9 protein-coding genes are annotated in these 13,196 nt (G+C 40.5%); 7 read left to right on the top strand and 2 right to left on the bottom strand.

What is annotated here, in order from left to right; all coding sequences use genetic code 11:
- The first annotated feature begins 102 nt into the window (after positions 1-102).
- From GN303_RS06075 to fumC, 7 genes are all read left to right on the top strand, one after another.
- Positions 103-1,053: a bifunctional riboflavin kinase/FAD synthetase gene (locus GN303_RS06075; protein ID WP_110438278.1), complete on the top strand. Its 951-nt coding sequence runs from the start codon at positions 103-105 to the stop codon at positions 1,051-1,053.
- A gap of 106 nt (positions 1,054-1,159) precedes the next feature.
- On the top strand, positions 1,160-4,036 hold the full coding sequence (gene ileS, locus GN303_RS06070) for an isoleucine--tRNA ligase (protein WP_110438277.1): 2,877 nt from the start codon (positions 1,160-1,162) through the stop codon (positions 4,034-4,036).
- Between the two features lie 20 nt (positions 4,037-4,056).
- Positions 4,057-4,563: a signal peptidase II gene (gene lspA / locus GN303_RS06065; RefSeq protein ID WP_255412349.1), complete on the top strand. Its 507-nt coding sequence runs from the start codon at positions 4,057-4,059 to the stop codon at positions 4,561-4,563.
- Between the two features lie 74 nt (positions 4,564-4,637).
- Positions 4,638-5,162, top strand: coding sequence for a DUF3035 domain-containing protein (locus GN303_RS06060; RefSeq protein ID WP_110438276.1), 525 nt, complete (start codon positions 4,638-4,640; stop codon positions 5,160-5,162).
- 60 nt (positions 5,163-5,222) lie between these two features.
- Positions 5,223-7,046, top strand: a complete 1,824-nt coding sequence (gene mutL, locus GN303_RS06055) for a DNA mismatch repair endonuclease MutL (RefSeq protein WP_110438275.1) — start codon at positions 5,223-5,225, stop codon at positions 7,044-7,046.
- A gap of 131 nt (positions 7,047-7,177) precedes the next feature.
- The gene (locus GN303_RS06050; RefSeq protein WP_110438274.1) at positions 7,178-8,719 is read left to right on the top strand and encodes a complex I subunit 4 family protein; all 1,542 of its coding nucleotides are present in this window, start codon (positions 7,178-7,180) and stop codon (positions 8,717-8,719) included.
- Between the two features lie 119 nt (positions 8,720-8,838).
- A complete protein-coding gene (fumC, locus tag GN303_RS06045) occupies positions 8,839-10,284 on the top strand; it encodes a class II fumarate hydratase (RefSeq protein WP_110438273.1) in 1,446 nt (481 codons plus the stop codon).
- 112 nt (positions 10,285-10,396) lie between these two features.
- Here the strand turns inward: fumC and parE are convergent, their stop codons facing one another.
- Both parE and GN303_RS06035 read right to left on the bottom strand, forming a co-directional pair.
- Positions 10,397-12,418, bottom strand: coding sequence for a DNA topoisomerase IV subunit B (parE, locus tag GN303_RS06040; protein WP_110438272.1), 2,022 nt, complete (start codon positions 12,416-12,418; stop codon positions 10,397-10,399).
- 67 nt (positions 12,419-12,485) lie between these two features.
- Complete coding sequence (locus GN303_RS06035; protein WP_110438271.1) at positions 12,486-13,043, bottom strand: hypothetical protein; 558 nt, start codon at positions 13,041-13,043, stop codon at positions 12,486-12,488.
- Positions 13,044-13,196 lie beyond the last annotated feature (153 nt).

Raw genomic sequence — 13,196 nt, 5'->3', positions numbered from 1 at the left:
CGATAATAAGGAAAAAACCCCTGTATCATCCGAAACACAGAAATAAGGTTTTGTTGTTTCAGAAGAGGTTTTAGATTAATAACGAAAGAAAATTTGCCGTTTATGACGACTATCTATACAAACGGACAGGCAATTCCGCTATCAGCCCGGGGTTCTGTAACAGCTTTGGGCAATTTTGACGGTGTGCATCGTGGGCACGCTTATTTATTGGAGACTTTAAAAAAACAGTTTCCAAACCGTTCTTTATCTGTAGTAACTTTTGAACCTCATCCAAGACAGCTTTTCGAAGGCAGGGAAATTTCATTTCGATTGACGAATGCAGATGAGCGAAATGCAGCCTTGTCTGCTCTGGGTGTTGAAAATATTTTTCAGATAACATTTGATCAAGAATTTGCTGCGCTAGATGCAAAGAATTTTATTCATCAAATTCTTTATAAATCATTCGGGATTTTTCATGTAGCTTGTGGTGAGGGTTTTGTATTCGGGCACAATCGTCAAGGAAATACCGATTTTTTGATTTCTGAAGCGGATAAACTGGGTATTGGCGTTACGATTGTAAAACCTTTGCGGGAAGAGGGAACGGTGATTTCTTCCAGCCTTATCCGTTCCTGTCTGAAAAATGGAAATCCTGAAAAGGCTGCCCATTATTTGGGTAGGATCTGGTGCATTCAGAATATAGTGGAGCATGGGGATAAAAGGGGCAGGACAATTGGTTTTCCAACTGCGAATTTACAGTTGGGGGAACAGGTAGAGCCCAAATGCGGGGTTTATGCGATTAAAATTCGGTTGGCCAATGGGAGAATGCACGAAGGAGTGGCCAATCTCGGATACCGTCCAACAATTGGAAAACAGACCAGAGCCTGTCTGGAAGCTCATTTGTTTGATTTTAACCAGGATATTTATGGTCAAAAGATTACGGTTTATTTGTATCATTTTATTCGTGATGAAAAACGTTTTAGTGATTTGAATGAATTGAAAAAACAAATAGCCCGGGATGCAAATAATGCGAAAGAATTTTTTAAAATAAAAAATGAATCTGTTAATTCCTTGTAAAAAAGAATTATTAATAATGATAAATTTTATTTTTTAGAAATTGGTTTTATTTTATAAAATCAAATATTGTCTTAATCTACTTTAATTTTACAGTTAGAACGAAATCATGGCTGAATCCAAATCTACCGACCTGTATAGAGATACAGTTTTTTTACCTTCAACCTCATTCCCAATGCGTGGGCGGTTACCTCAACGGGAACCTGAAATTTTGGAACGTTGGAAAAAAATAGGATTGGATGAGGCTATTATCCGGCAATCGGATCAACGGATTTTGGAAGGGAAAAAGGTCTTTACCCTGCACGATGGCCCTCCCTATGCCAATGGACATTTGCATATCGGACATGCGCTTAACAAGATTATCAAGGATGTGATTAATCGCTCCCATCGTATGAATGGAGAGGTTGTTCGATATATTCCCGGTTGGGATTGTCATGGTTTGCCCATTGAGTGGAAGGTAGAAGAGAAATATCGCAAGGCAGGTAAAAACAAGGATGATATCCCAGTATTGCAATTTCGGGCAGAATGTCGCAGCTATGCCCAAAACTGGTTGTCAATTCAATCATCCGAATTTCAGAGACTTGGGGTTCAGGCAGAGTGGGATCACCGATATGCAACAATGGATTTCAGTTCAGAGGCAGCCATTGTTGAAGAAATTGGTCGTTTTCTATTAAATGGCAGTTTATATCGTGGCCTGCGTCCGGTTATGTGGAGCCCGGTTGAAAAAACAGCTCTGGCTGAGGCTGAGATTGAATATCACGATCATACATCGACAACTATATTTGTAGCTTTTCCTTTTGTCAAAGATCCAACCCCCCAGCATTTATTGGAAAATGTCTCGGCTGTTATCTGGACAACGACTCCATGGACAATTCCTGCGAACCGAGCCATAGCTTACAATAACGATATAACCTATCAAATTATCAGTGTTAAAGCTGTTAACGCTGATTCCCACGTGTCCATTGGAGCTAATTTTCTTATTGCACAGGATTTGCTGACCTCATTTTGTGAACAGGCAGGTATTACGGAATTCAAGGAAGAGGCATCGCTTGAAGGAAACGCGTTGGCAGGTGCAGTTGCAGCGCATCCCTTGCGGGGAAAAGGCTATGATTTTGATGTCCCTTTATTAGCAGGCGAGTTCGTCACGACTGAAGCGGGAACAGGATTGGTTCATTGTGCTCCCGCACATGGTGAAGATGATTTTTATTTATGTCAGCAACATCAAATTGGTGTAACGGAATATGTTGAAGATGATGGGCGTTACGCTTCGGATGTCCCTCTATTTGCCGGTATCCATGTTTTCAAGGCGGCTGAACCTGTCTGTGAAGAGTTAAACTTATCCAGAGATGAGGCAAGGAATGCAAACAAACCATTTACTGGTCTTGTTGCCCAATCCTCCATCGTGCATTCTTATCCTCATTCCTGGCGATCACGGGCCCCGATTATTTACCGGGCTACCCCGCAATGGTTCATAGCAATGGATGATAATAGAAAAATTCGTGAGAATGCATTGTCAGTTCTAGAGGATGTGATATTTGTTCCCGCACAAATCCGTAACCGTTTGACCAGCATGATTGCCTCGCGTCCCGACTGGTGTATTAGCCGGCAACGTGCCTGGGGTGTGCCAATCGCCGTTTTTGTCAATAAGGCAACCCGTGAGGTTTTAAGGGATGCTGAAGTTATGCAACGGATTGTAGAAGCTTTCAAAAAAGAAGGTGCAGATGCATGGTATAATTCTTCTCCCTCGCGTTTTCTTGGTGAAAATTACAATAGTGAAGAATATGAACAGGTGTTTGATATTGTGGATGTTTGGTTTGAAAGTGGTTCAACGCATGCTTTTGTCCTGGGTAGGGACAAACTTGATTTTCCTGCGGATTTGTATTTGGAAGGTTCCGACCAGCATCGTGGTTGGTTCCAGTCATCGTTGCTCGAATGTGTGGGAACACGTGGAGTTGCACCTTACAAGGCCATTGTCACTAATGGATTTGTAATGGATGAACAGGGACGTAAAATGTCAAAATCCCTCGGTAATGTTATTGCACCCCAGAATGTCAATGATGAACTTGGTGCAGACATTTTGCGTTTATGGGTAATGAACTCTGATACGAATGAAGATCTTCGAATTGGAAAAGAGATTTTAAAACAGCAAGGTGAATTATACCGACGTTTAAGAAATACGTTACGTTGGGTTCTTGGAGGTTTGGAAGGGTTTTCAGATAAGGAAAAACTTGATTATGAAGATCTTCCTGAACTTGAGCAATGGGTTCTGCATCGTATTTATGAAATGAATCAGGTTATTCAAAAAGCTATTCATACTCATGAATGGGTTGGGGTTTATCCTGCTTTACACTATTTTTGTACAAGTGATTTGTCGGCTTTCTATTTCGATATCCGCAAGGATTCACTTTATTGTGATAAAAAAGAGAATATACGTCGTAGGGCGGTTCGAACCGTATTGAATGTTTTGCATAGATGTTTATGCACTTGGTTGGCACCGGTGTTATGCTTTACTGCAGAGGATGCATGGACTGCTCGCTTTGGTGAGAATGCGACTGTTCATTTGGAAGAATTTCCTCTCATACCTGTGAAATGGTTGAATGATGATCTGGCAAAACGTTGGATTCAATTACGTTCTATTCGTCGTATCATTACGACGGAAATTGAAAATATGCGTCGGGAAGGGATTATCAAGTCTTCGCTTCAAGCTGCTGTAGAATTGAATTTTTCAGAGGAAGAAGCCGCCTTGTTCGGTCATTATGACTGGGCTGAACTGGTTATTGTGTCCCGGGTTGATATCAATATTATACCGGGTTCGGCATCTTTATATTCAGTGGAAACCAAACAGGGTGGAGAGGGTCATGCCGCACCTCGTATTCGGGTAGCAACAGGACATAAATGTGCACGTTGCTGGAAAGTTCTCGATGAAGTGGGAGGCAATTCAAGTTATCCAGAATTGTGCTTGCGTTGCATTGATGTTGTTTCGTAATATTTGGTTTAGGGATTTTCATGAATAAAAGTTCCGTTGTCATGCAAGTTAATCATTTGAAAAAATGGTATTGGGGATTGGGAATGCTGTTTCTGATATTCTTGCTGGACCAGATCAGCAAATACTGTATTCTCAATATAGTAAATTTGCCCCAAAAAGGTTCTATTCCCGTGATTCCATTTTTCAACTTCACTATGGTATGGAACAGGGCAATTACTTTTGGCATGTTGGGTCAGTTTGGTTCATGGGGATCCGTTATTTTTTCTGTTTCCGCCTTTGTGATTGCGGCAAGTTTATTCATATGGATGATTCGTGCCCGTAAAATCTGGGTTATCATGAGTCTGGGTGCCATTGTTGGCGGAGCGTTGGGAAATATCTTAGACCGTTTGCGCTTTGGCGCAGTGGTTGATTTTATTCACTTTCATGTTGCAGGGTGGTCATGGTATGTTTTCAATGTTGCAGATAGCGCAATTGTTTGTGGTGTGATTATCTTGTTAATGGATGCTTTTTTTGGTTGGGAAGAATAGTTTAATATGATACGAAATAGATTCATATTATTAACTATTATTGCTTTTACGGATTTTGTTAAGGAATAAGACGGATGATAATGCGTAAATCAGGTTTGAAATTTTTATTGCCTATGGGATCCCTAATCGGTATTGTTGTTTTGCTTTCTGCCTGTTCCGGTCAGGATGTTTCCCGTGCATTTGGTATCAAAAGATCAATGCCTGATGAATATACCGTTACGACTCGCGCACCTTTATCAATGCCACCTAATGATAGTTTGATGAAGCCTGATGAAAATGGAGTCAGACCTCAAGAACAGTCCATACGTCAGCAGGCATTGGAAATTCTTTCTCCCGATGTTGCCTTGGAAGGCATGAAAGATGTTCCAAGCCAGGGTCAAACCCGGTTGATTCAGGATGCCAATCAATCAGCTGATCAGGAGCGTCATAATGAGTTGGTCACGCAGAATGGTTTTGTTGACCAGGTCATGTTCTGGAAAAATGGCAAGCCTTCAGATTTGGCTGTTGACAGTGCGGCTGAAAATAAACGATTACATAATAATTTGAGTTTGGGTTTGCGTCCTGATGACGGGGCAACACCAACAACGACGCAAAAATAGGTTTTTTGACAAAAGAGGGTTATAAAAAAATTTGCAATTCTCCAAGTCATTATTAGAATAATGATTATTCGCCCTTTATCCGAACATACAGTTAATTTAATTGCTGCAGGAGAAGTTATTGAGCGTCCTGCCGCCGTTGTTAAAGAACTTGTGGAAAACGCGCTTGATGCAGGGGCAGGCAGAATTGAGATCAATCTTGATAACGGTGGTATTGATCATATTCAGGTCATTGACAATGGTTGTGGAATAGAGGCTGCCGACCTGCCTCTTGCAGTTTCAAGACATTGTACTTCAAAATTGTTTGAAGATGATCTTGTAAATATTAAAACATTGGGATTTAGGGGGGAAGCTCTGCCTTCCATTGGGGCCGCCGCCCGATTGAAAATTATTTCGCGTGTCAAATCGGCGGAAAGTGCGTGGCAGATCTCGGTTGAAGGTGGAAAAATTATAAATCCCAGTCCGGCCGCTGGTCAAATGGGAACACAAGTTGTTGTAGAAGATTTATTTTATGCGCTTCCTGCACGACGTAAATTCTTGAAAACCGCTCGAGTTGAATATAATCGGTGTGAAATGATTATACAGCGTTTGGCCATCTCTCACCCCGATGTTTCATTCACTCTTATAAAAGATGGTAAGACCGTTTTGAATCTACCGATTCAATCGCAAAAAGATCGTATTTTGGCAGTGTTTTCTGATATTCATGACGAAGAACTGATTATGTTGAATTTCGATCGGGGGGATTTGAAATTATCTGGTTTCATCAGTGCTCCATCTGTAAATCGGGCAACAACAAATGGTCAAATTATGGTTGTTAATGATCGGCCTGTTGCTGATCCAGTAATGCAAATGGCTATTCGTGTTGGTTATCGTCAAGTTCTTGAAAAAGGACGTTATCCTGTCGCCGTACTTTTTCTGCAGCTACCCTTGGATCAGGTAGATGTGAATGTACACCCTGCCAAAACTGAATTGCGTTTTGCTGATGAAGCTGCAGTTCGAGCCTTGATAATTGGTAGCATTCAAAAGAGTCTGGCTATTGGTGCGGGAGTTGCAAATGTTAATCCTGAATCTTTGCATGTTTTTCCCACCACACAATATCATCCCATAAAAGCTTCTATTCAATATCCCGCGTATCAGCAAAGAATGGGTATAAACAATAAAGAATTTATTCAAGAAGAAGATGCATGTGCCGGGGACAGTTTTGAATTGGAAGCAGGATTATCTTTCAAGGATGTTGGCGATACGTTATCAAGATTTCCTGGTAAAAAATATCAAAAAACTACTGCAACCTTGCCTTTGGGATATGCCGTGGCACAAATTTTCAAAACGTATATTGTTGCGGTAACAGAACATGAAGAATTTGTCATTGTTGATCAGCATGCAGCTCATGAACGTTTAACTCATGAGGCATTACGTCAACAGTATTTAGAGGCTGGAATACAAACACAGCCTTTACTCATACCGGAAGCAATTGAATTTTCTGCTGTTCATTATTGTTGTCTTATGGGTTTTAAGGACAGTTTGGCCGATTTGGGAATAGAAATAGAATCTTTTGGTGAAAAAACGATTCTGGTCAGGGCTCTGCCACAACTTTTGGGAAGCATTTCCGCACAGTCGCTTTTGATTGATCTTGCTGAAGAATTGCAGGATAAAGAACAGATGTCGGTTAATGATATTGAATCTGTCCATACCCAACTTGATGCTATTCTTGCCAGAATGGCATGTCATAACAGTGTAAGGGCAGGCCGCTCTTTAAATGAGGAAGAGATGAATGCCCTTTTACGTCAGATGGAGGCCACTCCAAGGGCAGGAACCTGTTCACATGGAAGACCGACATGGCTGAAATGGAGCAAAAAAGATATGGAAAAATTATTTCATCGCTCCTAATAAATTGATATTAAGGAAAAATTAATTTTAAGTAATATTGACAAAAATAAAAACTTTCTGGGCAATATGGTCAGAAAGTTGTATATAATCGAACAATTGTTACGTTTAAATAGATTAAAAAAGAGAATACCGTGCATTCAGTACTGCTTACATTAGTAACGTATTTGCCTTTGCTTGGGGCTTTGGTCATCTTTCTTATGCGTGGATCCTTTGAAGAGGTTGCACGTACTTCCCGTTGGATTGCTTTATGGACAAGTATCATAACATTTGGTCTGTCAATTGTTATGTGGAGTGAATTTCATCCTCGACATGATGGATATCAATTTGAAATTCAAAATTCATGGATTTCGGGATTTGGTGTTTCCTATCATGTTGGCGTGGATGGGATCAGTTTATTTTTTATTATCCTATCAACTTTATTGACCCTGATTGGAATAATGGCCGCATGGCAGATGATCACGGATCGTATCCGTGATTATATGGTTGCTATTCTGGTGTTGGAAACGACATTGATTGGCCTGTTTTCCGCCCTAGATATGGTTGTATTTTACTGTTTTTATGAAGCGACCCTGCTGCCAAGCAGCATGTTAATTGGAATCTGGGGAGGTCCGAAACGGATTTTTGCCTCTTTGCAATTCTTTCTATTCACGTTTGCTGGTTCTTTATTTATGATGATTGGGATTTTGTGGATATGGGTGAATACAGGTACCACGGATATTCCCGTTTTAATGCACGCATCTTTCTCACCTGCTGTCCAGGGGTGGTTATTGCTGGGTTTTATCCTCGCGTTTGGAGTCAAATTGCCTCTCTTTCCTCTGCATGCTTGGTTACCAGCCGCGTATGTTGAGGGTCCGGCGTCGACCACCTTGCTGGTTTCTGGCGTCATGTCTAAGGCAGGCGCCTATGGATTATTAAGATTTTGTGTTTTAATGTTGCCTGAGGCATCTCACCGTTATGCAATGCTGATTATGGGATTGGGTATATGTGCAATTATTTATGGTGCAATAATCGCTTATAAACAAACAGATATTAAACGGATTATAGCCTATTCATCATTTTCTCATATGGGTCTTATTGCCATAGGATTTTTCTCTCTGACACCAGAGGGAATTGATGGCGCCCTATTACAGGTTCTTACTCATGGGGTAACAATTGCGGCACTTTTTTTATGTGTTGCCGCTGTCACCTATCGTATTGGTACAAGAGATATCGAGGCGTTTGGAGGTATCGCTAGTAAAATGCCCAAACTGGCCTTGCTTGGAATGATCTTTATCATGGCCAATGTTGGACTGCCTGGTACGGGTTCGTTTGTGGGTGAATTGCTGGTCATGATTGGAGTTTTACATATATCATTCTGGGTTGCTTTCCTGGGAGGATCAAGCATGATATTAGGTGCTGTTTATATGCTGGTCATGTATCGCAATGTCATATTTGGAAAAATTGTTAATCCGGTTATCAATTCAATTCGGGATCTAAACGCAAGAGAAATGACAATCTTGGTACCATTAGCTGTAATTATCCTGTGGATGGGGATTTATCCAAACAGTTTCTTATCGGTTTTTAATCCGGTAGTGACTGCCTTTACAAATTCAGACCGTATAGCAGAATTGATGAATCATGGTCATATTGTGGCCGATAATATTAATAATATGCACAGTATTTTTGTTCGCTAAGATTTGATAGTCTAAGCGAATATATTTGATTAATACCCACGTTGCCTCTCTTGGCTTATGCGTGGGTTTTTTTTATGATTTATAATGATTATTTTAATAATTTTTTTAAAAGGTAAATTATGATCAAATCTGTTTCTGGCGAAGTGGCAATTGGAATTGATAAAAAAGGATTGCGTCAAGAAAGTGATTCAATGGGAAAAATAGAGGTCCCTGCGGATCGTTATTGGGGAGCACAGACTGAACGTTCCTTGCATCATTTCAATATTGGTGGGGATGTCATGCCGCGTGAGGTCTATCATGCCTACGGTATTGTTAAACATGCCGCCGCAGAGGTGAATTGTGAAGCGGGCCGTTTGGATGAAACGAAGGCAAAAGCAATCATTCAGGCTGCTGAAGAGGCAGCCGAGGGTGCGCTTGATGATCATTTCCCTCTTTGTGTCTGGCAAACGGGTTCAGGTACACAAACCAATATGAATGTAAATGAGGTGCTTGCCAATCGGGCCATTCAGCTTTTAGGGGGGGAGATCGGTTCCAAAAAACCTGTTCATCCCAATGATCATGTGAATATGGGACAGTCTTCCAATGATAGTTTCCCGACAGCTATGCATGTCGCTATGGTAATGGAATTGGAAAGGCATCTTTTTCCAGAATTACAAAAATTACATAATGCCATTGAGCATAAAGCTAAGGAATGGATGGATGTTGTAAAGATCGGTCGTACCCATTTACAGGATGCAGTTCCTTTAACCGTTGGTCAAGAATGGTCTGGTTGGGCTGCTCAATTAAAGGAAAGTTTACATCGTTTAAAATCAGTAGAGAAAGAATTGTTTGAACTGGCTGCAGGTGGAACAGCTGTTGGAACAGGATTGAATGCGCCAAAAGGTTTCTCCAGGGCGATTGCTAAAAAAATCGCTCAAATCACCAGCTATCCTTTTGTAACAGCGCCCAACAAGTTTGCCTCCTTGGGTGGACTTGACGCTATGGTGGCCACGATGTCTGCGTTACGTGGCGTTGCGGTTGTTCTATTAAAAATAGCAAATGATACTCGTTGGCTCGCTTCAGGACCACGATGTGGACTTGGAGAACTTCATTTGCCTGAAAATGAACCGGGGTCGTCAATTATGCCTGGAAAGGTCAATCCGACTCAATGTGAGGCAATGATCATGGTTTGCATGCAGGTCATGGGTCTTGATGCTGCCGTTGCCTTTGCTGGCTCACAGGGTAATTTGCAGTTAAATGTAACGCGTCCGCTGGTTATCATGAATACGCTACACGCCAGCCGATTGTTAAGGGATGCAGCTAAAGCCTTTCGTGAATTTTCAGTTGAAGGGACAACATTAAATAATGCGCGTATTCAAAAATATATTGATAATTCATTAATGCTTGTTACAGCTCTGGCACCTGTCGTTGGATATGATGGGGCGGCTAGAATTGCACATATGGGGGATGTTGAAGGATTAAGTCTTAAAGAGGCGGCTTTAAAATCGGGATTGATTGATGAAAAGCGGTTTGACGAGCATGTAAAACCTCGGTTGATGGCTGGACATGGTGTTGAAGGTGCCTAAATAAAAAGATTTAATTTTCTAGGCATCGATAAAATGTTTTAACAACGAATAGAAAGGAATTTAATAATTCCTTTCCATGGCAGATAAAACGAATATTTATAATATAATTGAATTAAATATCCAGTAAATCAACAGAACCGGCATGCTCCTGTATGAATTGGAAGCGCATTTCTGATTTTCTTCCCATTAAATCAGAAACACGTGTTTCCGTGATTTCTTTTTCATCATGAGGAATGATGACTTTCAATAGGATACGGTGTTTGGGATCCATTGTCGTTTCCTTTAAATCCTTGGGTGGCATTTCACCCAAACCTTTAAAACGAGAAACTTCAATTTTACCTTTTTTTTTGTTCAACCTTGATAAATTACGGTCTTTATCCTTATCATCCATGGCATAAATAATTTTATCTCCTTGGCTAAGACGGTATAAGGGTGGTTGAGCCAGATAAATTTTTTCTTGAAGAATAAGCTCTGGAAGTTCTTGATAGAAAAAAGTCATCAATAAAGAAGCAATATGCGCACCATCAACATCCGCATCTGTCATGATAATGATGCGACCATAGCGTAGTTTATCGATATCAAATGCGGAACCTATGCCACAACCCAAGGCTTCTATTAAATCTTTTAATTCCTGATTATTATTTAATTTTTGATTGGAAGCACTTGCAACATTGAGAATTTTACCTCTCAAAGGTAAAATTGCCTGAGTTTCGCGATTACGGGCTTGTTTGGCCGATCCTCCAGCAGAATCTCCCTCTACGATAAAGATTTCTGTTTGATTGGTATTAGAACTTGTGCAATCGGTCAGCTTACCTGGTAATCTTAAACGTTTTGTTGCGCTTTTTCTAACTGTTTCCCGGTTTTCTTTACGTTGTAAACGTTCTTCAGCTTTATCAAGAAGGAAAGAGAAAAGTTGATCTGCCTGATTTGGATCGGCTGCCAACCAGTGATCAAAACGATCCCGTAGTGCGGTTTCAACAAGTTTGGTTGTATTTTTTGAGCTTAGTTTCTCTTTTGTTTGTCCCTGGAATTCTGGATCCCGAATAAAGATGGATAATTTTGCCGCAAGAGATCCCAGCATATCATCAGAAGTGATGATTGAGGATCTTCTATTGGACCGGTTTTCCCCCCATGTCCGAATTCCTTTTAACAGGGCATTTTTGAAGCCCTGTTCATGGGTTCCACCCAATGGCGTCGGTATGGTATTACAAAACGATGCCAAACCGCTTTCACCTTTTTCCAGCCATGCCAAAGACCATTCAATTTTGCCTGTATTTTCACCTTTTGAATCATTGGGTAAATTGACGTCACCGGACCATATAGGACAGATCAACTGGTCCGAGTCGGTTTCTTCTTTCAAACTGTCTTCAAGTCCATTAGCAAAATGCAGGATTGTTTCCCTTGGAATATCAGTGTTATTCACTAATTCAGGATCACACGACCAGTTTAGGGTGACACCTTTATAAAGAAACGCCTTGGAGCGACACAGTTTATACAACTGTTTCGGTGAAAATTGCAGTTTGCCAAATATCTCGATGTCAGGAATAAAACTGATTTGGGTTCCTCTGCGATTTTGTATATAACCACATTCAATTAATGGAGTAATCGGTAATCCGCGTTCATAGGTTTGTTTCCACAGCATCTTATCACGGGCAATTTCGATTTCCATCCAAGAAGATAGGGCATTGACAACAGAAGATCCAACTCCATGAAGACCCCCAGCAGTATTATAGACTTTATTGGAAAATTTCCCTCCTGCATGAAGCGTGGTTAGAATTACTTCCAGGGCGGATTTATTTTTAAATTTTGGATGAGGGTCAACAGGAATTCCGCGTCCATTATCGCGAATGGTCAATTTGTTATCCTGTTCAAGTTTTATGTGAATGGTGTTTGCAAAACCGCCAACGACCTCATCCATGGCATTATCCAATATTTCAGCTGCCATGTGGTGCAGGGCGTTTTCATCCGTACCACCAATATACATACCAGGTCGCTTTCTGACAGGCTCCAAACCTTCAAGAACCTCTATGTCTTTGGCGTTATAATCGCTGGTAACAGATTTTATCCCTTTTACATTTTTCTTGTCTGCAAAATGGGTTTTAGAAGAATTGTTTGAAGAAAATAAATCGCTCATATAAGTGTATTTCGCATAAAAACACGTTTTTACAAAATGTTTTCTTCATGACTCTTAAATTTTGAGATTATTTTTTGTGAACAGCCGCTTTGCGTGTGATTCGTCTTTTTCTAACGACTTTGCCTTTTTTATGTGTTGCAGGTGCCTGACAGATTTCATAAGATGCTGGTTGGAGAATATCTTTTGCCTCTGCATATTGAGACAATTCACTTGCCGTTTTCAATGGTTTGATTTCATCAAACATGGACATTCTTTGAATGCAGAAAATTGTTCCCGCTTTAAGTCCCTGAGAGGATTGTACGTTGGCTAGCTGTGTGATGTAATCATCATATGCTTTTTGATATGCCTTTCCTGAGCGTTTTCCGTAACTTGACCGGAAATAACCCTTCAATTTAACTTCCTCACTGCTAACAATCGGGCGGAATTGATTGATAAAGGCGTTATATTGATTTTGAGCCTGACATGAAAGGGCTGTCACCATTAATTCGCTTTTCAAGCCTTCTATGTTAAAAGCTTCGTGAGAAGGGGAATTATTGCAAGTGGCTGTTGAAGCCCATGATGGATTCGAAAACATTCCCGCAGCGATTAATCCTGAGAAGAGAAAACGTTTAACTAATAGAGACATTGAGTGCTCCAAATCGGATATGAACTAAAAAGATTGGTTGGGTAGTTAAAAGAATATTGGATTTATTCTATAAAAGTTTATTGCAGTTGTATATGACATTATTAAATCGGATATAACAGGAATTGTACATAATGCAATAGTTTATATTCACAT

It is taken from the genome of Commensalibacter melissae (assembly GCF_009734185.1).
Classification (GTDB): Bacteria; Pseudomonadota; Alphaproteobacteria; order Acetobacterales; family Acetobacteraceae; genus Commensalibacter; species Commensalibacter melissae.
The sequence above is the reverse complement of the archived record's forward strand: the minus strand, read 5'-3'. Positions and strand labels throughout refer to the sequence as shown.

Excerpts from the sequence above, each read along its gene's own strand:
- lspA (WP_255412349.1), top strand. The coding sequence starts at position 4,057 with ATGAATAAAAGTTCCGTTGTCATGCAAGTTAATCATTTGAAAAAATGG.
- fumC (WP_110438273.1), top strand. The coding sequence starts at position 8,839 with ATGATCAAATCTGTTTCTGGCGAAGTGGCAATTGGAATTGATAAAAAA.
- GN303_RS06075 (WP_110438278.1), top strand. The coding sequence starts at position 103 with ATGACGACTATCTATACAAACGGACAGGCAATTCCGCTATCAGCCCGG.
- GN303_RS06035 (WP_110438271.1), bottom strand. The coding sequence starts at position 13,043 with ATGTCTCTATTAGTTAAACGTTTTCTCTTCTCAGGATTAATCGCTGCG.
- mutL (WP_110438275.1), top strand. The coding sequence starts at position 5,223 with ATGATTATTCGCCCTTTATCCGAACATACAGTTAATTTAATTGCTGCA.
- ileS (WP_110438277.1), top strand. The coding sequence starts at position 1,160 with ATGGCTGAATCCAAATCTACCGACCTGTATAGAGATACAGTTTTTTTA.
- parE (WP_110438272.1), bottom strand. The coding sequence starts at position 12,418 with ATGAGCGATTTATTTTCTTCAAACAATTCTTCTAAAACCCATTTTGCA.
- GN303_RS06060 (WP_110438276.1), top strand. The coding sequence starts at position 4,638 with ATGATAATGCGTAAATCAGGTTTGAAATTTTTATTGCCTATGGGATCC.